The 24,678-nt window shown below is 53.0% G+C and carries 22 protein-coding genes and 4 tRNA genes; 21 read left to right on the top strand and 5 right to left on the bottom strand.

Annotated elements, in window-relative coordinates; all coding sequences use genetic code 11:
• Positions 1 to 223 precede the first annotated feature (223 nt).
• The 15 genes from wecA to HVZ39_RS24465 all read left to right on the top strand — a co-directional run bounded on the left by wecA (position 224) and on the right by HVZ39_RS24465 (position 13,259).
• Entirely contained in the window at positions 224 to 1,327 is a 1,104-nt protein-coding gene (gene wecA / locus HVZ39_RS24535; RefSeq protein ID WP_016155107.1) for a UDP-N-acetylglucosamine--undecaprenyl-phosphate N-acetylglucosaminephosphotransferase, read from the top strand.
• A gap of 12 nt (positions 1,328 to 1,339) precedes the next feature.
• Positions 1,340 to 2,386: an ECA polysaccharide chain length modulation protein gene (wzzE, locus tag HVZ39_RS24530; protein WP_181633070.1), complete on the top strand. Its 1,047-nt coding sequence runs from the start codon at positions 1,340 to 1,342 to the stop codon at positions 2,384 to 2,386.
• Positions 2,387 to 2,441: 55 nt separating this feature from the next.
• Positions 2,442 to 3,572, top strand: coding sequence for a UDP-N-acetylglucosamine 2-epimerase (non-hydrolyzing) (gene wecB, locus HVZ39_RS24525; protein ID WP_029139774.1), 1,131 nt, complete (start codon positions 2,442 to 2,444; stop codon positions 3,570 to 3,572).
• Positions 3,569 to 4,831 (top strand): UDP-N-acetyl-D-mannosamine dehydrogenase, encoded by a 1,263-nt coding sequence (gene wecC, locus HVZ39_RS24520; RefSeq protein WP_047358756.1) that lies wholly within the window; start codon positions 3,569 to 3,571, stop codon positions 4,829 to 4,831. Before wecB ends, wecC begins: the two co-directional genes overlap by 4 nt.
• Entirely contained in the window at positions 4,828 to 5,505 is a 678-nt protein-coding gene (gene rffC / locus HVZ39_RS24515) for a dTDP-4-amino-4,6-dideoxy-D-galactose acyltransferase (RefSeq protein ID WP_181633069.1), read from the top strand. The genes wecC and rffC overlap by 4 nt, the downstream gene beginning before the upstream one ends.
• Before the next feature lie 4 nt (positions 5,506 to 5,509).
• Positions 5,510 to 6,640, top strand: coding sequence for a dTDP-4-amino-4,6-dideoxygalactose transaminase (gene rffA, locus HVZ39_RS24510; RefSeq protein ID WP_016155114.1), 1,131 nt, complete (start codon positions 5,510 to 5,512; stop codon positions 6,638 to 6,640).
• Position 6,641: 1 nt separating this feature from the next.
• A complete protein-coding gene (gene wzxE, locus HVZ39_RS24505) occupies positions 6,642 to 7,892 on the top strand; it encodes a lipid III flippase WzxE (RefSeq protein WP_019078442.1) in 1,251 nt (416 codons plus the stop codon).
• Positions 7,889 to 8,968, top strand: coding sequence for a TDP-N-acetylfucosamine:lipid II N-acetylfucosaminyltransferase (locus HVZ39_RS24500; protein ID WP_181633068.1), 1,080 nt, complete (start codon positions 7,889 to 7,891; stop codon positions 8,966 to 8,968). Before wzxE ends, HVZ39_RS24500 begins: the two co-directional genes overlap by 4 nt.
• The gene (wzyE, locus tag HVZ39_RS24495) at positions 8,965 to 10,320 is read left to right on the top strand and encodes an ECA oligosaccharide polymerase (RefSeq protein ID WP_016155117.1); all 1,356 of its coding nucleotides are present in this window, start codon (positions 8,965 to 8,967) and stop codon (positions 10,318 to 10,320) included. The genes HVZ39_RS24500 and wzyE overlap by 4 nt, the downstream gene beginning before the upstream one ends.
• Positions 10,320 to 11,060 (top strand): lipopolysaccharide N-acetylmannosaminouronosyltransferase, encoded by a 741-nt coding sequence (gene wecG, locus HVZ39_RS24490; RefSeq protein WP_101701053.1) that lies wholly within the window; start codon positions 10,320 to 10,322, stop codon positions 11,058 to 11,060. Before wzyE ends, wecG begins: the two co-directional genes overlap by 1 nt.
• 278 nt (positions 11,061 to 11,338) lie before the next feature.
• Entirely contained in the window at positions 11,339 to 12,724 is a 1,386-nt protein-coding gene (locus tag HVZ39_RS24485) for an amino acid permease (RefSeq protein ID WP_181633067.1), read from the top strand.
• A 102-nt stretch (positions 12,725 to 12,826) separates the two neighbouring features.
• Positions 12,827 to 12,903, top strand: a tRNA-Arg gene (locus tag HVZ39_RS24480).
• A 56-nt stretch (positions 12,904 to 12,959) separates the two neighbouring features.
• Positions 12,960 to 13,035, top strand: a tRNA-His gene (locus HVZ39_RS24475).
• Positions 13,036 to 13,055: 20 nt separating this feature from the next.
• A tRNA-Leu gene (locus tag HVZ39_RS24470) sits at positions 13,056 to 13,141 on the top strand.
• A gap of 41 nt (positions 13,142 to 13,182) precedes the next feature.
• Positions 13,183 to 13,259: transfer RNA gene (locus HVZ39_RS24465), tRNA-Pro, on the top strand.
• Positions 13,260 to 13,718: 459 nt separating this feature from the next.
• Here the strand turns inward: HVZ39_RS24465 and hemY are convergent.
• From hemY to hemC, 4 genes are read right to left on the bottom strand one after another with little or no spacing between them, the layout of a single operon-like run.
• Complete coding sequence (gene hemY / locus HVZ39_RS24460; RefSeq protein WP_016155120.1) at positions 13,719 to 14,918, bottom strand: protoheme IX biogenesis protein HemY; 1,200 nt, start codon at positions 14,916 to 14,918, stop codon at positions 13,719 to 13,721.
• Positions 14,919 to 14,920: 2 nt separating this feature from the next.
• Complete coding sequence (gene hemX, locus HVZ39_RS24455) at positions 14,921 to 16,096, bottom strand: uroporphyrinogen-III C-methyltransferase (protein ID WP_019078439.1); 1,176 nt, start codon at positions 16,094 to 16,096, stop codon at positions 14,921 to 14,923.
• A 21-nt stretch (positions 16,097 to 16,117) separates the two neighbouring features.
• Complete coding sequence (hemD, locus tag HVZ39_RS24450; protein ID WP_016155122.1) at positions 16,118 to 16,858, bottom strand: uroporphyrinogen-III synthase; 741 nt, start codon at positions 16,856 to 16,858, stop codon at positions 16,118 to 16,120.
• Positions 16,855 to 17,796, bottom strand: coding sequence for a hydroxymethylbilane synthase (gene hemC / locus HVZ39_RS24445; protein WP_181633066.1), 942 nt, complete (start codon positions 17,794 to 17,796; stop codon positions 16,855 to 16,857). The genes hemD and hemC overlap by 4 nt, the downstream gene beginning before the upstream one ends.
• Positions 17,797 to 18,191: 395 nt before the next feature.
• Here hemC and cyaA point away from each other — a divergent pair, with 395 nt between their 5' ends.
• Positions 18,192 to 20,738, top strand: a complete 2,547-nt coding sequence (gene cyaA / locus HVZ39_RS24440) for a class I adenylate cyclase (RefSeq protein WP_019078435.1) — start codon at positions 18,192 to 18,194, stop codon at positions 20,736 to 20,738.
• A gap of 40 nt (positions 20,739 to 20,778) precedes the next feature.
• On the opposite strand, the gene cyaY is transcribed toward cyaA, so the two are convergent.
• The gene (gene cyaY / locus HVZ39_RS24435) at positions 20,779 to 21,099 is read right to left on the bottom strand and encodes an iron donor protein CyaY (protein WP_181633065.1); all 321 of its coding nucleotides are present in this window, start codon (positions 21,097 to 21,099) and stop codon (positions 20,779 to 20,781) included.
• 138 nt (positions 21,100 to 21,237) lie between these two features.
• On the opposite strand from cyaY, the gene HVZ39_RS24430 reads away from it, so the two are divergent.
• Genes HVZ39_RS24430 through yigB form a run of 5 tightly spaced genes read left to right on the top strand, consistent with a single transcriptional unit; the run spans position 21,238 to position 24,633 of the window.
• Positions 21,238 to 21,441: a lipoprotein gene (locus tag HVZ39_RS24430; protein ID WP_003017937.1), complete on the top strand. Its 204-nt coding sequence runs from the start codon at positions 21,238 to 21,240 to the stop codon at positions 21,439 to 21,441.
• A 48-nt stretch (positions 21,442 to 21,489) separates the two neighbouring features.
• Entirely contained in the window at positions 21,490 to 22,314 is an 825-nt protein-coding gene (gene dapF / locus HVZ39_RS24425; protein WP_016155126.1) for a diaminopimelate epimerase, read from the top strand.
• Positions 22,311 to 23,018 (top strand): DUF484 domain-containing protein, encoded by a 708-nt coding sequence (locus tag HVZ39_RS24420; RefSeq protein ID WP_047358746.1) that lies wholly within the window; start codon positions 22,311 to 22,313, stop codon positions 23,016 to 23,018. The genes dapF and HVZ39_RS24420 overlap by 4 nt, the downstream gene beginning before the upstream one ends.
• On the top strand, positions 23,015 to 23,917 hold the full coding sequence (gene xerC, locus HVZ39_RS24415) for a tyrosine recombinase XerC (protein WP_046274891.1): 903 nt from the start codon (positions 23,015 to 23,017) through the stop codon (positions 23,915 to 23,917). Before HVZ39_RS24420 ends, xerC begins: the two co-directional genes overlap by 4 nt.
• Entirely contained in the window at positions 23,917 to 24,633 is a 717-nt protein-coding gene (yigB, locus tag HVZ39_RS24410) for a 5-amino-6-(5-phospho-D-ribitylamino)uracil phosphatase YigB (protein WP_016155129.1), read from the top strand. Before xerC ends, yigB begins: the two co-directional genes overlap by 1 nt.
• Positions 24,634 to 24,678 lie beyond the last annotated feature (45 nt).

Below are 24,678 nucleotides of genomic sequence, written 5' to 3'. Positions count from 1 at the left end.
AAACGCCACGTTTTTACGTGGCGTTTTGCTTTTGTGGCTGTAATCTTAACGACACAATAACGATAATACGGTATGAAGTACCAACAAGTAGAAAAAGATTCGTAATCTGTTTCTTGTGGTTGATAATTATACAAAACCATTGGGTATGAAGTCGGGTTTCCCTTCTGAATATAGGTCTTCGTGGTTATACTTCTGCTATTAATATTCTCTGAGAGCATGCATTGTGAATTTACTGACAGTAAGCACTGATCTCATCAGTATTTTCTTATTCACAACACTGTTTCTTTTCTTTGCCCGCAAGGTCGCAAAAAAGATTGGTTTAGTGGATAAACCCAACTTCCGTAAACGGCATCAGGGATTGATTCCGTTGGTTGGAGGGATTTCGGCTTACGCAGGTGTATGTTTTACGTTTGCCATTGCTGACTACTACATCCCGCATGCTTCTCTCTTTCTGGCCTGTGCTGGTGTATTAGTTTTGGTCGGCGCGTTAGACGATCGCTTTGATATCAGTGTAAAAATCCGTGCGATTATCCAGGCCGCGATCGGCATTATTATGATGTCGGTTGGCAAACTCTATCTTCTTAGCCTTGGGTATATTTTTGGCCCCTGGGAGATGGTGCTCGGTCCGTTCGGTTATTTACTCACCCTGTTTGCCGTCTGGGCGGCAATAAATGCCTTCAATATGGTGGATGGGATTGATGGTCTGCTAGGTGGGTTGTCCAGCGTTTCATTTGCGGCGATGGGATTCATTTTGTGGTTTGATGGTCAGACGAGTCTGGCTATCTGGTGTTTTGCCATGATCGCCGCCATTCTGCCTTATATCCTGCTAAATTTGGGCATCCTTGGACGTCGCTATAAAGTTTTTATGGGTGACGCGGGCAGTACACTGATTGGCTTCACCATTATTTGGATCCTGCTGGAGACTACGCAGGGCAAAACTCACCCCATTAGCCCGGTAACTGCACTGTGGATTATTGCCATTCCATTGATGGATATGGTGGCAATCATGTACCGACGTTTGCGAAAAGGCATGAGCCCTTTCTCCGCGGATCGTCAACACATACATCATTTGGTGATGCGGGCAGGGTTTACTTCCCGACAAGCATTTGTTCTGATTACGCTGGCTGCGGCGGTACTGGCGTCTATCGGCGTGTTGGCTGAATATTTTCGCTTAGTCCCTGAATGGGCCATGTTGTTGCTTTTTTTACTGGCCTTTGGCCTCTACGGTTACTGTATCAAGCGTGCCTGGAAGGTAGCGAGATTTATCAAGCGAGTGAAGCGCAGATTGCGAAGAATTCGTGAAGGCAAACCAAACTTAACCAAGTAAATTGAGGATGCGATGAGACAACCATTACCGGGGGAAGACGCCGTGAGCGCTGAAAATGAACTGGATATCCGTGGGTTGTTTCGTACCTTGTGGTCAGGGAAGGTGTGGATCGTCGGTATGGCTCTCGCCTTCGCGATAGCGGCCCTCGCCTATACGTTTTTTGCGCGTCAGGAGTGGAGCGCCACGGCGATTACTGACAGGCCAACGGTCAATATGTTGGGTGGCTTTTACTCTCAACAACAGTTTTTACGCAACCTGGATATTAAGGCCAGTCTTGCGTCCACGGACCAACCGTCAGTAATGGATGAGGCCTATAAAGAATTCATTATGCAGCTTGCCTCCTGGGATACACGCCGAGAATTCTGGCAGCAGACTGATTACTATAAGCAGCGTATGGTCGGTAATAGCAAAGCCGATGCGGCGATGCTGGATGAACTGATCAATAACATTCAGTTTTTACCTGGCGATGCGCTGCGTAATACCAATGACAACGTGAAGCTGATTGCCGAGACGGCTCCTGATGCCAACAATTTGCTGCGCCAGTACGTCGCGTTTGCCAGCCAACGCGCGGCACGTCATCTGAACGATGAGTTAAAAGGCGCATGGGCTGCACGCACTGTGCAGATGAAAGCGCAGGTCAAACGTCAGGAAGAAGTGGCAAAATCCATTTTCTCTCGCCGCGTCCACAGCATTGAACAAGCGCTTAAAATTGCTGAGCAGCATAATATTTCGCGTACTTCCACAGATGTTCCAGCTGATGAATTACCGGATTCAGAATTGTTCTTACTCGGACGTCCTATGTTGCAGGCGCGACTCGAGAATCTGCAGTCAATTGGTCCGGATTTCGATCTGGACTATTTCCAGAACAGGGCAATGCTGAACACCCTGAACGTTGGACCAACTTTAGATCCGCGTTTTCAGACCTATCGTTATTTGAGAACGCCGGAAGAGCCGGTAAAACGTGACAGCCCTCGTCGCGCCTTCCTGATGATTATGTGGGGTATCGTTGGGGCTCTGATCGGTGCTGGTGTCGCGTTAACCCGTCGCCGTACGATTTAGCAATGCCGTTGCAGTGAGGGGCTGGGCCCTCGCTGCCAATCCGAAGAGAATCGATGTGAAAGTACTGACTGTATTTGGTACGCGACCGGAGGCCATTAAGATGGCTCCTCTGGTCCATGCGCTGGAAAAAGATCCTGATTTTGAGGCGAAAGTTTGCGTTACGGCGCAGCATCGGGAGATGCTCGATCAGGTGTTGAATCTTTTTTCCATTGTACCTGACTACGATCTCAATATTATGCAGCCAGGTCAGGGACTAACAGAAATAACCTGCCGCATCCTAGAAGGGTTAAAGCCTATTTTGGCTGAATTCAAACCCGATGTGGTGTTGGTTCATGGTGATACCACAACCACGATTGCTACCAGTCTGGCCGCTTTCTATCAGCGCATCCCGGTGGGGCATGTAGAGGCTGGTTTACGTACAGGCGATCTCTATTCACCATGGCCGGAAGAGGCTAATCGTACGCTGACCGGGCGTCTGGCAATGTATCATTTTGCCCCAACAGAAAACTCGCGGCAAAATCTGTTACGAGAAGCTATCCCTGATGATCGTATTTTCGTCACGGGTAATACGGTTATTGACGCGTTGATCTGGGTTCGGGATCGCGTACTGGGAAATGAGACGCTGCGTGCGGATCTGGCCGAACGTTATCCTTTCCTGGATGCTGATAAAAAGATGATCCTGGTGACCGGTCATCGTCGGGAAAGCTTCGGTCGCGGTTTTGAGCAAATCTGTCATGCCCTGGCGGAAATAGCCGCGTCTAACCAAAATGTGCAGATTGTCTATCCGGTACACCTGAACCCTAACGTCAGTGAGCCGGTCAATCGCATCCTGGGTCACGTTGAAAACGTGGTGTTGATTGAACCGCAGGACTACCTGCCATTCGTATGGCTGATGAATCACGCCTGGCTGATCCTTACTGATTCCGGCGGGATTCAGGAAGAAGCGCCGTCTCTGGGGAAACCTGTGCTGGTGATGCGTGAAACAACGGAGCGCCCGGAAGCTATTACCGCAGGGACTGTACGTCTGGTAGGTACAGACCCACAGCGGATTGTTGAAGAAGTCACGCGTTTACTGCATGACGACAATGAATATCAGATCATGAGCCGCGCCCATAATCCGTATGGAGACGGGCTGGCATGTGACCGCATTTTAGATGCATTAAAAAATAATCGGATATCGCTATGAGTTTTACGACCATTTCTGTCATTGGGCTGGGTTATATCGGACTGCCAACGGCGGCTGCCTTTGCTTCCCGTCAAAAACACGTAATTGGCGTAGATATAAATCAACATGCGGTGGATACCATTAATCGCGGTGAAATTCACATCGTTGAGCCCGATCTGGGTGCGGTGGTGAAAACGGCGGTCGAAAATGGGTTTTTACGTGCTAGCGCGACACCCGTAGATGCTGATGCGTATCTGATTGCAGTGCCTACCCCGTTCAAGGGAGATCATGAACCCGATATGGTCTACGTAGAAGCCGCGGCGAAATCTATTGCGCCAGTTTTGAAAAAAGGCGCATTGGTGATTCTGGAATCCACTTCACCTGTCGGGGCAACTGAACAGATGGCCGCATGGCTTGCAGAAATGCGGGCTGACCTGACTTTCCCGCAGCAGGTCGGTGAACAGGCGGACGTTAACATTGCTTATTGCCCAGAGCGCGTACTGCCGGGTCAGGTAATGGTCGAACTGATTAAAAACGATCGGGTGATTGGAGGAATGACCTCCGTCTGTTCCGCGCGCGCCAGCGAGTTGTACAACATCTTTCTCGAAGGCGAATGTGTGGTAACCAACGCCCGCACCGCAGAAATGTGTAAGCTGACGGAAAATAGCTTTCGCGATGTCAATATCGCCTTCGCCAATGAACTGTCGCTGATTTGCGCCGATCAGGGGATCAACGTCTGGGAACTGATTCGCCTGGCAAACCGCCATCCACGCGTGAATATTTTGCAGCCCGGCCCTGGCGTAGGTGGACACTGTATCGCGGTCGATCCGTGGTTTATCGTGGCGCAGAACCCGCAGCAGGCGAAATTGATCCGTACTGCACGTGAGGTAAACGATGGTAAACCGCATTGGGTGGTCGATCGGGTGAAGGCTGCCGTAGCCGACTGTCTGGCGGATACCAACAAACGGGCTAGCGAAGTGAAAATTGCCTGTTTTGGTCTGGCATTCAAACCCAATATTGACGATTTGCGTGAAAGCCCGGCGATGGGAATTGCGCAGAATATTGCGCAATGGCACAAAGGCGAAATGCTGGTGGTGGAACCGAACATCCATCAACTGCCGAAAAAACTGGATGGTCTTTGCCAACTGGCGACGCTGGACGATGCTCTGGCACGTGCTGATGTGTTGGTCATGTTGGTTGACCATAATGAATTTAAAGGCATCAAAGGCGATGCGGTTCAACAGCAGTACATCGTTGATACCAAAGGGGTCTGGCGGTGAAAATCCGCGCCAGTATTGAGCCGCTTAGCTGGGAAAATACGTTCTTTGGCGTGAATAGCGCCATTGTCCGTTTTGACCAACGCGCGCCGGTTCTAACCGCGGATGCGTTGCTGCCCTGGTCGCGTGTACAAGCAAAAATACTTGCCGCAAATAGCCATGAATTAGATGCTCTGCAGCATTTGGGGTTCTCACTGGTAGAAGGTGAAGTCGATTTTGTACTGCCGGTAACGTGTGCCAGCGGCGACCCCGGTGCGCAGGTTGCGCAAACTACGGATATCCCGGTATTACGCCATCTGGCAGGACAGGCATTTGCGCAAAGCCGTTTTCGCGTCCCATGGTATGCCGAAGATGCCAGCGCGCGTTTCTACGCACAGTGGATTGAAAACGCGGTGCTGGGGACGTTTGATCATCAATGCCTCATTTTTCGTAAACCGACTGGTGAGATTCGTGGCTATGTCTCGCTGCGTGAACTGAATGCGACCGAGGCGCGAATTGGCCTGCTGGCCGGGCGTGGTGCGGGTGCAGAACTGATGCAGGCCGCGCTTTGTTGGGCACAGGCCCGCGGTAAAACAACATTGCGCGTGGCGACCCAAATGGGTAACACCGCCGCGCTTAAACGTTATATACACAGTGGTGCGAATGTGGAAAGCACCGCGTATTGGTTATACAGGTGACACGATGATTCCATTTAATGCACCGCCGGTGGTGGGAACTGAACTCGATTACATGCAGTCTGCGATGAATAGCGGCAAACTGTGTGGTGACGGTGGCTTTACCCGTCGCTGTCAGCAGTGGCTGGAGCAGCATTTTGGCAGCGAGAAAGTGCTGCTGACGCCTTCCTGCACCGCATCGCTTGAGATGGCGGCATTGTTGCTGGACATCCAGCCTGGCGATGAAGTCATTATGCCGAGCTACACGTTTGTCTCTACGGCCAATGCCTTCGTGTTGCGCGGCGCGAAAATCGTCTTTGTTGATATCCGCCCGGATACCATGAACATTGACGAAACGCTGATTGAAGCGGCGATCACCGATAAAACCCGCGCTATTGTGCCGGTACATTACGCGGGCGTGGCCTGCGAAATGGATACCATCATGGGGCTGGCCACTAAACATAACCTGTATGTGGTGGAAGATGCCGCCCAGGGCGTCATGTCGACCTACAAGGGGCGTGCGCTGGGTACGATAGGTCACATCGGCTGCTTTAGCTTCCATGAGACCAAAAACTATACCGCAGGCGGGGAAGGTGGAGCGACGCTGATTAATGATAAAAAATTAGTCGAGCGTGCAGAAATCATCCGTGAAAAAGGGACTAACCGTAGTCAGTTTTTCCGCGGCCAGGTAGATAAGTATACCTGGCGTGATATCGGTTCCAGCTATTTGATGTCCGATCTGCAGGCGGCTTATCTGTGGGCGCAGTTGGAAGCGGCTGATCGTATTAACCAGCAGCGTCTGGCGCTGTGGCAAAAGTATTACGATGCCCTGGAACCGCTGGCGCGTGCCGGACGTATTGAGCTGCCTTCGATACCGGAGGGTTGCGTACAGAATGCCCATATGTTTTACATCAAACTGCGTGATATCGACGATCGCACGGCGTTGATTAACTTCCTGAAAGAAGCTGAAATTATGGCGGTGTTCCACTATATCCCGCTGCATGATTGCCCGGCTGGCGATAAATTCGGCGTGTTTGCCGGTGTTGATCGTTACACCACCAAAGAGAGCGAACGCCTGCTGCGTTTACCGCTGTTCTACAATCTGTCGCCGGTGAACCAGCGAACAGTCATTACGACCTTACTCAACTACTTCGCCTGATATGTCGCTTGCAAAAGCGTCCTTATGGACGGCGGCCAGTACGCTGGTAAAAATTGGTGCAGGTTTGCTGGTTGTGAAGTTGCTGGCGGTGTCGTTTGGACCGGCAGGCGTGGGGCAGGCGGGTAACTTCCGCCAGATGGTCACCGTGCTTGGCGTGTTGGCGGGGGCCGGCATTTTCAATGGCGTCACGAAATACGTTGCGCAGCATCATGACGATCCGGCCCGGCTCCGTAAGGTGGTCGGTACATCTTCCGCGATGGTGCTGGGATTCTCTACGCTGATGGCGGTGATTTTTTTGCTGGCGGCCGCACCTATCAGTCAGGGATTATTTGGTCATACTCATTATCAGGGGCTGGTTCGACTGGTTGCGCTGGTGCAGATGGGCATTGCCTGGGCGAACCTGCTGCTGGCGCTGATGAAGGGCTTCCGCGATGCGGCGGGTAACGCGCTGTCGTTGATTGTGGGGAGCCTGGTGGGCGTAGCGGCTTATTATGGCTGTTATCGCCTGGGAGGGTATGAAGGCGCCTTGCTGGGCCTGGCGCTGGTACCTGCGCTGGTCGTTATCCCTGCCGCTATAATGCTGATTAAGCGTGGGACTATCCCCCTGCATTACCTGAAACCCTCGTGGGATAACGGTCTGGCAGGGCAGTTAAGCAAGTTTACGCTGATGGCGCTGATTACCTCCGTAACGCTGCCAGTGGCATATGTGATGATGCGAAACCTGTTGGCGGCGCAGTACAGCTGGGATGATGTGGGGATCTGGCAGGGGGTGAGCAGTATCTCCGATGCTTATCTGCAATTTATCACCGCCTCATTCAGCGTTTACTTGCTGCCGACGTTGTCGCGTTTGACTGAAAAGCGCGACATTACACGCGAAGTGATCAAGTCGTTGAAATTCGTGCTGCCGGCGGTTGCTGCCGCAAGCTTTACCGTCTGGCTACTGCGCGATTTTGCTATCTGGCTGCTTTTCTCCGCTAAATTCACCGCCATGCGCGACCTGTTCGCCTGGCAACTGGTCGGTGATGTGCTGAAAGTCGGCGCCTATGTTTTCGGTTATCTGGTGATCGCGAAAGCGTCGCTGCGGTTTTATATCTTGGCAGAAATTAGCCAGTTCATGTTATTGACGGCGTTTGCACATTGGCTGATCCCTGCACATGGTGCGCTGGGCGCGGCGCAGGCTTACATGGCAACGTACATTGTCTATTTCTCTCTTTGTTGTGGCGTGTTTTTACTCTGGCGTAGGCGGGTATGACTGTACTGATTCACGTTCTGGGATCGGATATCCCTCACCATAACCAAACCGTGCTGCGGTTTTTCAACGACTCGCTGGCCGCGACGAGCGAGCACGCGCGCACGTTTATGGTTGCAGGTCAGGATGCCGGATTCAGTGAGAACTGCCCGGCGTTATCGCTAAGCTTCTATGGTGGGAAAAAGGCGCTGGCTGAAGCGGTTATCGCGAAAGCAAAAGCGGATCGCCAACAGCGTTTTTTCTTCCACGGTCAGTTCAACACCAGCCTGTGGTTAGCGCTGCTGAGCGGGGGAATTAAACCGGAGCAGTTTTACTGGCATATCTGGGGCGCGGATTTATATGAAGTCTCCAGTGGACTGAAATTTCGCCTGTTTTACCCCATTCGCCGTATGGCGCAGAATCGTGTGGGCTGCGTATTTGCCACGCGGGGTGATTTGAGCTATTTCGCCGAACAGCATCCGCGCGTGCGTGGCGAGTTGCTCTATTTCCCAACGCGGATGGATCCCTCGCTCAATAATATGAGCAATGCGTGTCAGCGCAGCGGCAAGATGACGGTGCTGGTTGGCAACTCTGGCGATCGCAGCAATGAGCATATTGCCGCGCTACGCGCCGTCCATCAGCAGTTCGGCGACACGGTGAATGTGATTGTGCCGATGGGGTACCCCGCCAATAATACGGCTTATATCGACGAGGTTCGTCAGGCCGGCCTGGCATTGTTTAGCGCTGAGAATCTGCAAATTTTAAGTGAAAAGCTGGAATTTGATGCCTATCTGACATTATTACGTCAGTGTGATTTGGGTTACTTTATTTTTGCCCGTCAGCAGGGGATCGGTACCCTGTGTTTGCTGATTCAGGCCGGTATCCCGTGTGTGCTCAACCGTGAAAATCCCTTCTGGCAGGATATGGTGGAACAGAATCTCCCGGTGTTATTTACCACTGATGAACTCAATGAAGGCGTCGTACGCGAAGCGCAGCGCCAGTTGGCATCGGTAGATAAAAATACAATCACCTTCTTTAGCCCGAATTATCTGCAGCCGTGGCACAACGCGCTGCGCATTGCTTCAGGAGAAACCATATGAGCCTGATGCAATTTAGCGGTCTGCTGGTGGTATGGCTGCTCTCCACCTTGTTTATCGCCACGCTGACCTGGTTTGAATTCCGCCGCGTACGTTTTAACTTCAATGTTTTCTTCTCACTGCTGTTTTTGCTGACGTTCTTCTTCGGGTTCCCGTTGACCAGCATACTGGTGTTCCGTTTTGATGTGGCAGTGGCTCCGCCGGAGATCCTACTGCAGGCCTTGCTGTCAGCCGCCTGTTTCTATGCCGTCTACTACGTGACGTATAAAACACGCCTTCGCAAGCGAGTCGAGGATAAGCCACGCAGGCCGCTATTTACCATCAATCGCGTTGAAGCGCATTTGACCTGGGTTATCCTGATGGCGATTGCATTGGTGAGCGTGGGCGTCTTCTTTATGCACAACGGATTCCTGCTGTTCAGACTGCAATCCTACAGCCAAATTTTTTCCAGTGAAGTCTCTGGCGTCGCTCTGAAGCGTTTCTTCTACTTCTTCATTCCGGCAATGCTGGTGGTCTATTTCCTGCGTCAGGACAGCAAAGCGTGGTTATTCTTCCTGGTGAGTACCGTCGCGTTTGGTTTGCTGACTTATATGATTGTTGGCGGGACGCGCGCCAATATCATCATTGCGTTTGCCATCTTCTTGTTTATCGGCATCATTCGCGGCTGGATTTCGCTGTGGATGTTGGCCGCCGCGGGCGTGCTGGGTATCGTCGGGATGTTCTGGCTGGCGCTGAAGCGCTATGGGATGAACGTTAGCGGCGACGAGGCGTTCTATACCTTCCTGTACCTCACGCGCGACACCTTCTCGCCGTGGGAGAATCTGGCGCTGTTGCTGCAAAATTACCACAATATTGAGTTTCAGGGGCTGGCGCCGATTGTCCGTGACTTCTACGTCTTTATCCCCTCCTGGCTGTGGCCTGGGCGGCCGAGTATTGTCCTCAACTCAGCGAACTACTTTACCTGGGAAGTGTTGAACAACCACTCAGGTCTGGCGATTTCGCCGACGTTAATTGGTTCACTGGTGGTGATGGGCGGGGCGCTGTTTATCCCGTTAGGCGCGATTGTCGTTGGACTCATCATCAAGTGGTTTGACTGGCTGTATGAGTTAGGCAACCGCGAAACCAATCGCTACAAGGCGGCGATTCTGCACAGTTTCTGTTTTGGCGCTATTTTCAATATGATCGTGTTGGCACGTGAAGGGCTGGATTCGTTTGTCTCGCGAGTGGTCTTTTTCCTCGTGATTTTCGGCGTGTGTCTGCTGGTGGCAAAACTGCTGTTTTGGCTATTCGATAGTGCGGGACTCATCCATAAACGAATCAAATCGCTGCCCCGGACACAGATTGAAGGATCGTAATGACAGATAACACAACTGCGCCACTCTACTCGCTGCGCGGGCTACAATTGATTGGCTGGCGCGATATGCAGCATGCGCTAAATTACCTGTTTGCCGAGGGACATCTCAGGTCAGGAACGCTGGTGGCAATCAACGCTGAGAAGATGCTGACGGCAGAAGATAACCCTGAAGTGCGGGATCTGATCAACGCCGCTGACTTCAAATATGCGGATGGGATTAGTGTGGTGCGCTCAGTGCGCAAAAAATTCCCGCAGGCGCAGGTTTCACGCGTGGCAGGGGCTGATCTTTGGGAAGCGCTTATGGCGCGAGCCGGGCAGGAAGGAACGCCTGTCTTCCTGATTGGTGGCAAGCCTGAAGTTCTGGCGCAAACGGAAGCCAAACTGCGTGCCCAGTGGCGCGTGAACATTGTAGGCAGTCAGGACGGTTATTTTACCCCGGACCAGCGTCAGGCATTGTTTGAACGTATCCACGACAGCGGTGCGCAGATTGTGACGGTGGCGATGGGCTCGCCGAAACAAGAGATCTTTATGCGTGACTGCCGGAAGATTCACCCTGAAGCGCTTTATATGGGCGTGGGTGGTACCTACGACGTCTTTACCGGTCACGTTAAGCGTGCGCCGCGAATCTGGCAGAGTCTGGGGCTGGAGTGGCTGTATCGCTTATTGTCGCAGCCAAGCCGTATCACTCGTCAACTTCGCTTATTACGCTATCTCCGCTGGCACTATACCGGCAATCTCTGACGCCCTCCCTCCTTTGATAAGTAGCGTGATCTGCTAATTACGCTACTTATTCACAACATAATCGCTGCTTTCTCGCACAATCTATTTATTTTTTGAATGCTTTAATTGCCATTTAAGCGATTTTAGGAAACCATTCGCAACAATCATTGCAGTGCCGTGGTGTTTTTGACGCCAACCGTTAAGCGGTCGGTGCCGTATGGCCTGTTATGGCATAACAAGATGTACCCATAACGAGAACCGGTAATACCGGACAGTATGCAAACACAACAAGAGGATTTATGGCCGAGAACAAACCTGAGCTACAGCGTGGGCTGGAGGCTCGTCACATCGAATTAATTGCCCTTGGGGGGACTATTGGCGTCGGGCTATTTATGGGGGCCGCCAGTACCCTGAAATGGGCGGGACCTTCGGTTCTGCTGGCATACATCGTCGCCGGGCTGTTCGTCTTTTTCATTATGCGTTCTATGGGGGAGATGTTATTCCTCGAGCCGGTTGCCGGTTCATTTGCTGTTTACGCCCATCGTTACATGAGCCCCTTCTTTGGTTATCTCACTGCCTGGTCATACTGGTTTATGTGGATGGCGGTGGGGATATCAGAGATTACCGCCATCGGGGTGTACGTCCAGTTCTGGTTCCCGGAAATGGCACAATGGATACCCGCACTGATAGCTGTCGGACTGGTTGCGTTGGCAAATCTCGCCGCGGTTCGCCTGTATGGTGAAATTGAGTTCTGGTTTGCCATGATTAAAGTGACCACCATCATTGTGATGATCGTCATTGGATTAGGGGTGATTTTCTTCGGTTTTGGCAATGGCGGTCAGGCGATCGGCTTTGGCAACCTGACCGAGCACGGCGGCTTCTTTGCTGGTGGTTGGAAGGGCTTCCTGACGGCATTGTGTATTGTCGTGGCTTCTTACCAGGGCGTGGAGCTGATCGGCATTACTGCGGGTGAAGCGAAGAATCCGCAGGTCACGCTGCGGAGTGCAGTAGGGAAAGTGCTGTGGCGTATTCTGATTTTCTACGTCGGTGCGATTTTTGTTATCGTCACTATTTTCCCGTGGAATGAGATTGGCAGTAACGGTAGCCCGTTTGTTCTCACCTTTGCCAAGATTGGTATTACCGCCGCGGCAGGGATTATTAACTTTGTGGTCCTGACGGCGGCGCTGTCGGGCTGTAACAGTGGGATGTACAGTTGTGGGCGTATGCTTTACGCGCTGGCAAAGAATCGCCAGCTACCTGCCGCTGCTGGAAAAGTTTCGCGCCAGGGCGTGCCGGTTGCCGGCGTGGCTATTTCTATCGCGATCCTGCTGGTTGGTTCGTGCCTGAACTACATCATTCCCAACCCGCAGCGTGTGTTCGTTTATGTCTATAGCGCCAGCGTGCTGCCGGGGATGGTGCCGTGGTTTGTGATCCTGATAAGCCAGATACGTTTCCGTCAGGCGCATAAAGCGGCGATCGCCAGTCATCCCTTCCGCTCGATTCTGTTCCCGTGGGCGAACTATTTGACGATGGCGTTCCTGATTTGCGTATTAATCGGCATGTACTTTAATGAAGATACCCGAATGTCGCTGTTTGTTGGCATTATCTTCTTACTGGCCGTGACGCTCATTTATAAGGTTTTTGGCCTGAATCGTCATGGCATAGCCCAAAAATTGCAGGAATAAGCGACAAAACGCACAAACCATGACCAAACGATAATTTATTTTAAAAAAGCACTAGACAGCAGACCGAGACCTCCGTAATATCCAGCCCCGCAACGGCGCTAAGCGCCCGTAGCTCAGCTGGATAGAGCGCTGCCCTCCGGAGGCAGAGGTCTCAGGTTCGAATCCTGTCGGGCGCACCATTTAGTAAGGTGCCGGAGCTGCGGTGGTTTTAATACCGCGTAAAAGATTTGCAGTGGTGGCTATAGCTCAGTTGGTAGAGCCCTGGATTGTGATTCCAGTTGTCGTGGGTTCGAATCCCATTAGCCACCCCATTAATTTAAAGTTGTGAAATGCGAAGGTGGCGGAATTGGTAGACGCGCTAGCTTCAGGTGTTAGTGTCCTTAGGATGTGGGGGTTCGAGTCCCCCCCCTCGCACCACGACTTAAAGAATTGAACTAAAAATTCAAAAAGCAGTAAAACGGCGAGTAGCGCAGCTTGGTAGCGCAACTGGTTTGGGACCAGTGGGTCGGAGGTTCGAATCCTCTCTCGCCGACCAATTTTGAACCCCGCTTCGGCGGGGTTTTTTGTTTTCTGATTTTCCCTTCTCAGCCTTTATTTCCCCGAATTTCCTGATGTCTTAAAAAGTCCGGTTCCATTGTTTTTGCAGTGCAATCGTGGCATGCCTTGTGCAATAATATACGGGTAGATGCTCATTCCATCTCTTATGTTCGCCATCTGGCCTCATAAACTCAGGAATGATGCAGAGCCGTTTACGGTGCTTATCGTCCACAGACAGATGTCGCTCTGGCCTCATCAAACACCATGGACATAACGTTGAGTGAAGCACCCATTTATGTTGTCATACAGACCTGTTTAACGCCTGCTCCAAAAGAGCGGGCGTTTTTTTATGCATATACACCTCATCCTTCAAGTCGCCTCGAAGCATCTCGAATGATTTGATGTATATGAAATAACGGTAGGCCCGGTAAGCGAAGCGTCACCGGGCAAGAGGGAATTACTGCGGGGGATTGTTGTTCTGCAGCGTCAACATCAGGCCATCACGACGCATGGTGGCGGCTTCTTCCGGCTGATGCAGTCTGTCCAGCGCGTCAGCAAGCCAGGCGTAGTCATAGGCATCTGGACGCTGTTTGAGAGCGGCACGGAAGGCGAACGTGGCTTCCTGCCATTCGCCGTGCTTCATTAGCGACTGGCCCAGCGTGCTCCACAGTAATGGGCGATCGCCGACGGCTTTAATCTGCTGGCGCAACACTTTTTCTATCTGTTCCGGGTTGTTGGTTTTCAGACGCGGGATCGGCAGCACCAGGCGGTCGTCATACTGGCGTTTAAGACCATCAATGATGACCTGCTGTGCCGTATCGTGATCGTCACACTCAATCAGATGTTCAGCCATTGCCACCTGCAGGGCAACCTGGTGACGGGTTTTACGGTTCTGGTTTTTCCACCATGCACGTAGCCCCTCGCTGCCCTGATCGGCGCGAACCTGATCCATCAGACCAACCCATGCTTGTTGTTCCAGCATCGCACGGTGCTCGTCATCACCCACGTGCGCTTTTGCCATGGATGGAATGATATCCAGTAACGAACTCCATGCACCGGTACGAATGTAGGCCTGTTCAGCCAGACGCAGCACTTCCGGATGACGTGGCGTCACTTCCAGCAGTTTATCTACGCTGTGGCGCGCGGCGTGATTTTCATTACGCGCCAGCTGCAGGCGAACGCGAGTGATTTCTACCGGGATCGTATCATTTCCGGCCAGTTCGGCAGCACGCTCAAGGTGTTGGTTGGCACGAGCTTCGTCACCGCGCTGTTGAGCAGCTTCTGCCGCCAGCAGGTAATTCACTACCGGCTGTTCTGCATGATCGGCGTTTTTCGACATCAGCTTTTCAACCTGCTGATAATCGCCTTCTGCCAGCTTGAGCAGCGCCTGCTCGGTCTGCTTACGGGCGCGACGACGCTTCCGACCGACAAACCATCCGCGGGTATGCGCGCCAGTGCGGAAAATTCGGCGCAGCAGCCATTCAATCGCAAACAGGACGACCATTGCGACGATCAGAATGATCACCAGACCCGTCACGCTGGTTTCGATATTGTAATTATCCGTCTGGATCAGTACGTAGCCCTGATGACCGGCAATCATTGGACCGACAACGATCCCGGCGATCAATAGCACAAAGAGCAATAATACTTTTAGCATCATTATTCTCCTTGCGGCGCAGTTGCCGGAGTTTCAGCTGAAGGCGCAGGAGCTGCTGCAACCGGCGCTGTGGCAGGCTGTGCCAGTAAATTACGTACGCGGGTCTGCATGAGCTTGTCGAGAAGCGCCTGGCTCTGCAGCGTTTCCGGTACGTCCATGCTGATGCTTTGTTGGCTCAGTTGGTCTACCTCTTCAAGGAAAGCTTTGGTGGCTGCATCGTCGGTGTCGTAGTAGGCGCGCACCCAGGTGGAGACGTTTTCCAGCGCCTGGCGATATGTTTCCTCCTGATGACGCGGCACGGCCTGGGCGGCCACTAACAGGCGAGAACGGATGTTTTCACGTAAGTAAACGTCCTGGTTCGGTGCCAGCAGCGGGACGGCGGTTTCATCGCGACGGCGAACGGTGATAAAGCTGTCCATAAAGTTCTGCCAGCTTTTTTGCAGATTGACGCGCCATTCGCTGATCGAGCTGGAAAGCTCGCTGCTGTCGGAATCCATCGGCGAATCATCGGTGTCGTTGTCGGCCAGACGCAGGTTATCAATCTGGTTAGAGAGCTGATTCACTTTCAGGATAATGCCGTCATAGTCGACCTGAGTCACCGCAGAGAGGCTCGCGATATCGTCGGTAATCGCACGACGGGCGGTAATCAGGCTTGGGTCATTCATATCCGCCAGGCTGGCGTCCGCGCTTTTTAGCAGCGCCGCGGCGGTAGTAACGTCCTGATCGCTCCATAATTTGCGACCGGCCAGTTTCACCAGAAAATCAGCCTGCGCCAGCAGCCATGTCCCGGCATCGCTGCCGGAGATAGTGGCGACTTTTTGCTGGACTTCGTCAAGCTGTTTGACCAGCGCGGCCTGCTGGCGAGCGGCTTCATCCAGCTGCGTTGCCTGCTGCTTAATAATGCCTTCCAGCTCAGCTTTTTGGCTTTCTTGCGCTTTTTGCAACGCCGTAAGCTGGTTCGCCAGCGCATCGCTGGTTGCTGTCTGCGTTGTTGCCTGCTGTTTCCCCCAACCGTACAGCCCAACGCCTGCAGCCAGCGCAATAGCAATCGCCACTGCGCTCAGAATCAGCGCCGTGCTGTTCTTACTCTTTTTTTCAGTATTGACTGGCTGTGACGTGGTTTCCACGGCCTCCCTGGTCTCTTCAACCACGGCGGAGGATTTTTCTTGTTCCGTCATTATGGCATCCCATTATGAGAGTTATTGTAATGCGCGTAGTAGCGCATCGTTGTCGGCGTTATCAGCGACCTTAATATCTTGCCAGCCCAGTTCCCGGGCGAGGTGCGCCAGACGCTCACTGACGACCAGCAGCCGACAGCGTAGTAACCAGTGCTCACGATACCACTGCGGAATGAGCGACCAGAGCTGTTGTAGCATCTCTCCGCTGGTGACAACCACCGTGGTCACACCACGAGATTGCCAGCGCATCGCTTCTTCTGCACCATCGTAATATTTTGCACTGCGTTGATAACATTCACAAAAATCGACATCAGCTCCGCGTGCTGTCAGGGTTTCACCTATCAGCTCACGGCCACCATTGCCGCGTAATATAAGCGCGCGTTTTCCCGCAATATTTTGTAATTCAGGTAATTGTAGCAAGACTTCGCTAATTTCCCGATCCAGAGGGTAGTGAATATTGAAACCGCTAACGGTATGCAGCGCCAGCGCCGTTGTGCGACCAATGGCAAAATAACGCGGAAGGGAGGGCCAGCTTTTCCCCTGTTGCTGAAGCTCGGCATCTGCAAAGGTGACGGCGTGCTGCGAGAGGGCGAAGACCAGATCGTTTTCCGTCAGCGCCGACAGTCGGGAAGCAAGCGTTGCCAGTTCCCGACCGGGCGAAAACTCGATGAGCGGAAAGCTCCAGGCCACCTGCCCCAGTGTGCGCAGACGGCTCACTAACTCTTCCCCTGCGGGAGACGGGCGGGTGACCAGAATACTCATGCGGGGGCTTCTCCGTTGTAAACTTCAGCCAGAATGGTGCGCGCGCCGTTCTCCAGCAGCTCTTCAGCCAGAGAGATGCCCATCTGTTCAGCTTCCTGCGCGGCGCCGCGACGTTCTCCGCATACCATCTGCGAACCGTCAGGCGCGCCGACCAGCGCCCGCAGCCAAATCTCACCGTTAATGAGTTCTGCATAACTGCCGATAGGGACCTGACATCCCCCTTCCAGGCGGGTATTCATGGCGCGTTCGGCTTTGACGCGCAGCGCCGTCTCTTCATGGTTGAGCGGCGCTAACAGCGCCTGAGTGCGCATATCATCCAGTCGACATTCTATGCCAACTGCGCCTTGCCCGACAGCGGGTAGGGAGACTTCCGGCGGCAGAGCGGTGCGGACTCGCGACTCAAGACCTAAACGTTTTAATCCGGCGACCGCCAGAATAATGGCGTCATAATCGCCGCTATCCAGTTTGCTCAGACGCGTACCTACGTTGCCGCGCAGCGAACGGATGACGAGATCCGGGCGACGCTTTGCCAACTGGCACTGGCGACGCAAACTGGATGTCCCGACGATACTGCCTGCCGGGAGTTCATCCAGCGTGTTGTACTTATTTGAGACGAAAGCATCACGCGGATCCTCTCGCTCGCAAATGGTGACCAGTCCAAGACCGTCAGGGAACTCAACCGGCACATCCTTCATGGAATGCACGGCGATATCGGCGCGTTTTTCCAGCAGCGCGACTTCCAGCTCTTTAACAAACAACCCTTTCCCCCCGACTTTCGCCAGCGGGGTATCAAGGATCACATCGCCACGGGTTACCATCGGAACCAGTTCCACGATCAGACCGGGGTGGTTTGCCATTAAGGCGTCTTTGACATAATGTGCCTGCCAGAGCGCAAGGGGGCTTTGGCGTGTGGCAATTCTCAAAACATTGTCTAACATGCTTGTTACCGTCATTATCAATCATTGACCATCCTAACATCCTTATCAAAGGGATGTCAGCGTTACGCTCAAACGTGAGTGAGAGGAAAAGGCGCTGCATCATCACTGGCAGTGAATAATGACGAGAAACCTCCCGACCGTATGAAGGAATTTACACGTAACGAACGGTGCTACACTTGTATGTAGCGCATCTTTCTTTACGGTCAATGAGCAAGGTGTTAAATTGATCACGTTTTAGACCATTTTTTCGGCTGTACAGCATAAAAAAATATGGGCGAAAAAACAGGTAACGGTTATTTTTGACATACGGTTTATCCGAATTGATGACGATTATTGTGAGCGCTTGTGCCGCAGCAATCGACAACATGACGGATAGCAACATCAGGCGATACGTCTTGTACCTCTATATTGAGACTCTGAAACAGAGACTGGATGCCATAAATCAACTGCGTGTGGATCGCGCGCTTGCTGCCATGGGACCTGCCTTCCAGCAGGTATACAGTCTGCTGCCGACATTATTGCACTACCACCATCCGCTGATGCCGGGTTACCTTGATGGTAACGTTCCCAAAGGCATATGCCTTTACACGCCTGATGAAACCCAACGCCACTACCTGAACGAACTGGAACTGTACCGCGGTATGTCACCGCAGGATCCTCCCAAGGGCGAACTGCCTATCACCGGCGTTTACTCAATGGGCAGCACCTCTTCGGTAGGGCAAAGCTGTTCCTCTGACCTTGATATTTGGGTCTGCCATCAATCCTGGCTGGATAGCGAAGAGCGCCAGCTGCTGCAGCGTAAATGTAGCCTGCTGGAAAGCTGGGCCGCCTCGCTGGGCGTGGAAGTCAGCTTCTTCCTGATTGATGAAAACCGTTTCCGCCACAATGAAAGCGGCAGTTTGGGTGGTGAAGACTGTGGCTCGACGCAGCATATCCTGTTGCTTGATGAATTCTATCGCACCGCTGTGCGTCTCGCGGGTAAACGTATTCTGTGGAATATGGTGCCGGGCGACGAAGAAGAGCATTACGACGATTACGTCATGACGCTTTACGCACAGGGTGTGTTAACGCCAAACGAATGGCTGGATCTCGGCGGACTCAGTTCGCTCTCCGCCGAAGAGTACTTTGGCGCCAGCCTCTGGCAGCTGTACAAGAGTATCGACTCCCCGTACAAAGCGGTATTGAAAACGCTGCTGCTGGAAGCTTATTCCTGGGAATACCCCAATCCACGCCTGTTGGCGAAAGATATTAAACAGCGCCTGCACGATGGTGAGATCGTCTCTTTTGGTCTCGACCCTTACTGCATGATGCTGGAGCGCGTTACCGAGTACCTCACGGCGATCGAAGACCCGACTCGTCTGGATTTAGTGCGTCGATGTTTCTACTTAAAAGTGTGTGAGAAACTGAGCCGCGAGCGCGCCTGCGTGGGCTGGCGTCGTGAAGTATTAAGTCAGTTAGTGAAAGAGTGGGGCTGGGATGACGCCCGTCTGACCATGCTGGATAACCGCGCTAACTGGAAGATTGACCAGGTACGCGAAGCGCATAACGAACTGCTTGATGCGATGATGCAGAGCTATCGTAACCTGATCCGTTTTGCCCGCCGAAATAACCTCAGCGTGAGCGCCAGCCCGCAGGATATCGGCGTGCTGACCCGTAAGCTGTATGCCGCGTTTGAAGCATTACCAGGTAAAGTAACGCTGGTGAACCCGCAGATATCTCCGGATCTCTCGGAACCGAATCTGACCTTTATCCATGTGCCGCCGGGCCGTGCCAACCGTTCGGGTTGGTATCTCTATAACCGCGCGCCTAACATGGACTCGATCATCAGCCATCAGCCGCTTGAATATAACCGCTACCTCAATAAACTGGTGGCGTGGGCCTGGTTCAACGGCCTGCTGACCTCGCGTACGCATTTATTTATTAAGGGCAACGGCATTGTTGATTTGCCGAAGCTGCAAGAAATGGTCGCCGACGTGTCGCATCATTTCCCGCTGCGACTGCCAGCGCCAACGCCGAAGGCGCTCTATAGCCCGTGCGAGATTCGCCACCTGGCGATTATCGTTAACCTTGAATATGACCCGACGGCAGCATTTCGCAATCAGGTGGTACATTTTGATTTCCGTAAGCTGGACGTCTTCAGCTTTGGTGAAGAACAAAATTGCCTGGTGGGTAGCGTCGACCTGCTGTACCGCAACTCGTGGAATGAAGTGCGTACGCTGCACTTCAACGGTGAGCAGGCGATGATTGAAGCGTTAAAAACGATTCTGGGCAAAATGCACCAGGATGCCGCGCCGCCGGATAGCGTCGAGGTTTTCTGCTATAGCCAGCATCTGCGCGGTTTAATTCGCACCCGCGTGCAGCAACTGGTGTCTGAGTGCATCGAGTTGCGCCTCTCCAGCACCCGTCAGGAAACCGGACGCTTCAAAGCGCTGCGCGTTTCTGGTCAGACGTGGGGTCTGTTCTTCGAGCGCCTGAACGTTTCGGTACAGAAGCTGGAAAACGCGATTGAATTTTATGGCGCGATTTCACATAACAAACTGCACGGGCTTTCCGTTCAGGTTGAGACCAATCATGTGAAACTCCCGTCAGTGGTTGACGGTTTTGCCAGCGAAGGGATCATTCAGTTCTTTTTCGAAGAAACGGGTGATGAGCAGGGCTTTAATATCTACATTCTGGATGAGAGTAATCGGGCTGAGGTGTATCACCACTGCGAAGGCAGCAAAGAGGAGCTGGTACGCGATGTCAGCCGTTTCTACTCGTCGTCGCACGATCGCTTTACCTACGGCTCCAGCTTCATCAACTTTAACCTGCCGCAGTTCTATCAGATTGTGAAAACCGATGGGCGCGCGCAGGTGATCCCGTTCCGTACCCAGCCGATTAGCGCCGTGCCGCCCGTCAGTCAGGAAAACGACACTCCGCTGTTGCAGCAGTATTTCTCGTGAGCATGATGCCGGATAAGCGAAGCGTATCCGGCAATAAAACTTAACGGAAGCTCACCTCTTCACCCGCCTGCTGTGTCGCCGCCTGTTCTAGCAGATCCCAGAACGTTTCGCCGCTACGATCGCAGATCCACTCGTCGCCTTTCAGGTCAAAGTGGTAGCCGCCCTGTTTGGTCGCCAGCCACACCTGATGCAGCGGCTCCTGACGGTTAATAATAATTTTGCTGCCGTTTTCGAAGCTGATGGTCAGCACGCCGCCGTTGATCTCACAATCGATATCGCTGCCGCCGTCCCAGTCATCCAGACGCTCTTCAATGGTCATCCACAGGGTGTCAGCAAGGCGATGAAATTCACTGTCGTTCATTTTCTTATCCTGTTTTTCGTGATGACGGCAGTATAACCTGAAACAAAACGCGTTGCAGATTACAGGCTAACTCTTGCTTTTACGCCTTCTCCTGCGATGATAGAAAACAGAAAGCATGAACTTTACAGGCAATCGATAATGAAAAACGTGTTAAAGCCACTCGCTGTCATTTTTACTCTGTTCAGCCTGACGGGCTGTGGGCTAAAAGGCCCGCTCTATTTCCCGCCAGCAGATAAAACCGCGCCGCCTCCGACCAAGAGCGTTCAGCCGCAATCACAATCCACCACGCCAGAGAAAAACGATCGTGGGATTAGTGACGGGCCTTCTCAGGTGAATTACTGACGGCAGGAATAGATGTATATTTCTGTACCCGCGTGAACGGAGTGAATGATGCAATTCTCTAAAATGCATGGCCTTGGCAACGATTTTATGGTCGTCGACGCGGTAACGCAGAATGTCTTTTTCTCACCAGAGCTGATCCGCCGCTTGTCCGACAGGCATCTCGGCGTTGGATTTGATCAACTGCTGGTGGTTGAACCTCCGTATGATCCGGAGCTGGATTTCCACTACCGTATTTTTAATGCTGACGGTAGTGAAGTGTCACAGTGTGGCAATGGCGCCCGCTGTTTTGCCCGCTTTGTTCGCCTGAAAGGGCTGACCAATAAGCGTGATATTCGCGTCAGTACCGCTAATGGTCGTATGGTATTAACCGTAACCGACGACGAGCTGGTACGGGTGAATATGGGTGAACCCAATTTTGAACCCGCGCAGGTTCCGTTTCGCGCCAACAAAGCAGAGAAGACCTATATTATGCGCGTGGCTGAACAGACAGTATTGTGCGGCGTGGTTTCAATGGGGAACCCGCACTGCGTAATTCAGGTTGATGATGTTGATACGGCCACGGTAGAAACGTTGGGGCCGGTTCTGGAAAGTCACGAACGCTTTCCTGAACGCGCCAATATCGGATTTATGCAGGTGGTAAAGCGCGAGCATATCCGGCTGCGCGTCTATGAGCGCGGCGCGGGTGAAACGCAGGCCTGCGGCAGCGGTGCGTGCGCCGCTGTTGCGGTTGGTATCCAGCAGGGCCTGCTGGCAGAAGAAGTGAGGGTGGAATTACCGGGCGGTCGACTTGATATCGCCTGGAAAGGTCCGGGTCATCCGCTGTATATGACTGGCCCGGCGGCACATGTCTACGACGGATTTATTCACTTATGAAGCAACCAGGGGAAGAACTACAGGAAACGCTCATGGAGCTGGACGACCGGGCGGTCGTCGATTACCTGCAACGTAATCCTGAGTTTTTTATCCGTAATGCCCAGGCAGTTGAAGCGATGCGTGTTCCACACCCGGTGCGGGGCACGGTCTCTTTAGTGGAATGGCATATGGCGCGGGCACGTAATCATATTAACGTGCTGGAAGAGAATATGGCGTTGTTGATGGAACAAGCCAACGCCAATGAAAGCCTGTTCTATCGTCTGTTAAATCTGCAAGCACGGCTGGTATCGGCCAGCAGTCTTGACGACATGCTGATGCGATTTCATCGCTGGGCGCGTGAGTTAGGGCTGGCTGGGGCGACGGTTCGTCTGTTCCCGGATCGCTGGCGACTTGGTGCGCCATCAAAATTCACTCATCTGGCATTAAGCCGTCAGGCTTTTGAACCGCTGCGTATTCAGCGTCTGGGCCAGTCACTGCACTATCTTGGACCGCTCAATGGCCCGGAACTTCTGGTCATGATGCCCGAGGCGAAAGCGATAGGCTCGGTGGCGATGTCGATGTTGGGGCAAGATGGATCCCTGGGCGTGATGCTGTTCAGTAGTCGCGACGTTAATCATTACCAGCAGGGGCAAGGTACGCAATTACTGCAGGAAATCTCGCTGATGTTGCCGGAGCTGCTGGAGCGCTGGATTGAACGCGTATGACCGATTCACCCCTTTCTCAGGATGTGGCGCGCTTTTTACGCTATCTGGGCGTTGAGCGCCAGCTTAGCCCGATCACATTGCTGAATTATCAGCGTCAGCTTGATGCCATCATTGCGTTAGCCGGAGAGACCGGTCTGCAAAGCTGGCAACAATGTGACGCTTCGATGGTACGCAGTTTTGCCGTGCGCAGCCGTCGTAAAGGGCTGGGGCCGGCGAGCCTGGCGCTGCGTCTCTCCGCATTGCGCAGTTTCTTTGACTGGCTGGTTAATCAGGGCGAGCTGAAAGCCAATCCCGCAAAAAGTGTTTCCGCGCCGAAAGCACCGCGTCATCTACCTAAAAATATCGATGTCGACGACGTTAATCGTCTGCTGGATATCGACCTCAACGATCCCCTCGCCGTGCGCGACCGGGCAATGTTAGAAGTGATGTACGGCGCAGGGCTGCGTTTGTCTGAACTGGTTGGGCTGGATATTAAACATCTCGATCTCGACACCGGCGAAGTATGGGTGATGGGGAAGGGCAGTAAAGAACGTCGCCTGCCAATTGGCCGCAATGCAGTGGCGTGGATTGAGCACTGGCTGGACCTGCGGGGGCTATTTGGCAGCGATGACGATGCGTTATTCCTGTCAAAACTGGGCAAACGCATTTCTGCGCGTAATGTGCAAAAACGCTTTGCGGAATGGGGGATCAAACAGGGGCTGAACAGCCACGTACATCCCCACAAATTGCGCCACTCTTTTGCGACGCATATGCTGGAGTCGAGCGGCGATCTGCGCGGGGTACAGGAGTTATTGGGGCATGCTAATCTCTCCACTACCCAAATCTATACCCATCTTGATTTTCAACACCTGGCTTCAGTGTACGATGCGGCGCATCCACGCGCCAAACGGGGGAAATAATGCGTTTTTACCGGCCTCTGGGGCGCATTTCTGCGCTCACCTTTGACCTTGATGACACCCTTTACGATAACCGTCCCGTTATCACACGCACCGAGCAGGAAGCGCTCGCGTTTGTACAGAATTACCATCCGGCGTTGAATTCGCTGCAAAATAGCGACCTACAGCGCTTACGTCAGGCCGTTCGCGACGCCGAGCCGGAAATCTACCACGACGTTACCCAATGGCGTCACCGCGCCGTAGAGCGCGCTATGCTGGAGGCGGGATTGTCAGAAGCAGAAGCCAGAATGGGGGCAAATGCGGCGATGATGAATTTCGCCAAATGGCGTAGCCGCATTGACGTCCCGCAGGCGACGCATGACACGCTGAAGGCGCTGGCCCGCAAATGGCCGCTGGTGGCGATCACCAACGGTAACGCACAGCCAGAACTGTTCGGCCTGGGCGATTACTTTGAGTTTGTGCTGCGCGCCGGTCCCGACGGGCGATCAAAACCGTTCAGCGACATGTATGCGCTGGCGGCGGATAAACTGAAAATGCCCGTGGCTGAGATTCTGCATGTGGGCGATGACCTGACGACAGACGTGGCGGGGGCCATCCGTTGCGGTATGCAGGCCTGCTGGATCAAACCGGAAAATGCCGACCTGATGCAAACCGCAGACAGCCGTTTGCTGCCGCATATCGAAATTTCACAGTTGGCATCTCTGACCTCGCTGATATAATCACCAGCAGAACTCTGTATATATACCCAGCTTTTTGGCGGATGG

It is taken from the genome of Citrobacter sp. RHB35-C21 (assembly GCF_013816515.1).
In the GTDB taxonomy this organism is placed as follows: domain Bacteria; phylum Pseudomonadota; class Gammaproteobacteria; order Enterobacterales; family Enterobacteriaceae; genus Citrobacter; species Citrobacter braakii.
Note: the sequence above shows the minus strand (reverse complement) of the source record. Positions and strands in the feature narration are given on the sequence as shown.

Coding starts and splice junctions, on each gene's coding strand:
- wzzE (WP_181633070.1), top strand. CDS start 1,340: ATGAGACAACCATTACCGGGGGAAGACGCCGTGAGCGCTGAAAATGAA.
- wecC (WP_047358756.1), top strand. CDS start 3,569: ATGAGTTTTACGACCATTTCTGTCATTGGGCTGGGTTATATCGGACTG.
- rffA (WP_016155114.1), top strand. CDS start 5,510: ATGATTCCATTTAATGCACCGCCGGTGGTGGGAACTGAACTCGATTAC.
- wzxE (WP_019078442.1), top strand. CDS start 6,642: ATGTCGCTTGCAAAAGCGTCCTTATGGACGGCGGCCAGTACGCTGGTA.
- HVZ39_RS24500 (WP_181633068.1), top strand. CDS start 7,889: ATGACTGTACTGATTCACGTTCTGGGATCGGATATCCCTCACCATAAC.
- wzyE (WP_016155117.1), top strand. CDS start 8,965: ATGAGCCTGATGCAATTTAGCGGTCTGCTGGTGGTATGGCTGCTCTCC.
- wecG (WP_101701053.1), top strand. CDS start 10,320: ATGACAGATAACACAACTGCGCCACTCTACTCGCTGCGCGGGCTACAA.
- HVZ39_RS24485 (WP_181633067.1), top strand. CDS start 11,339: ATGGCCGAGAACAAACCTGAGCTACAGCGTGGGCTGGAGGCTCGTCAC.
- hemY (WP_016155120.1), bottom strand. CDS start 14,918: ATGCTAAAAGTATTATTGCTCTTTGTGCTATTGATCGCCGGGATCGTT.
- hemX (WP_019078439.1), bottom strand. CDS start 16,096: ATGACGGAACAAGAAAAATCCTCCGCCGTGGTTGAAGAGACCAGGGAG.
- hemD (WP_016155122.1), bottom strand. CDS start 16,858: ATGAGTATTCTGGTCACCCGCCCGTCTCCCGCAGGGGAAGAGTTAGTG.
- hemC (WP_181633066.1), bottom strand. CDS start 17,796: ATGTTAGACAATGTTTTGAGAATTGCCACACGCCAAAGCCCCCTTGCG.
- cyaY (WP_181633065.1), bottom strand. CDS start 21,099: ATGAACGACAGTGAATTTCATCGCCTTGCTGACACCCTGTGGATGACC.
- HVZ39_RS24430 (WP_003017937.1), top strand. CDS start 21,238: ATGAAAAACGTGTTAAAGCCACTCGCTGTCATTTTTACTCTGTTCAGC.
- dapF (WP_016155126.1), top strand. CDS start 21,490: ATGCAATTCTCTAAAATGCATGGCCTTGGCAACGATTTTATGGTCGTC.
- HVZ39_RS24420 (WP_047358746.1), top strand. CDS start 22,311: ATGAAGCAACCAGGGGAAGAACTACAGGAAACGCTCATGGAGCTGGAC.
- xerC (WP_046274891.1), top strand. CDS start 23,015: ATGACCGATTCACCCCTTTCTCAGGATGTGGCGCGCTTTTTACGCTAT.
- yigB (WP_016155129.1), top strand. CDS start 23,917: ATGCGTTTTTACCGGCCTCTGGGGCGCATTTCTGCGCTCACCTTTGAC.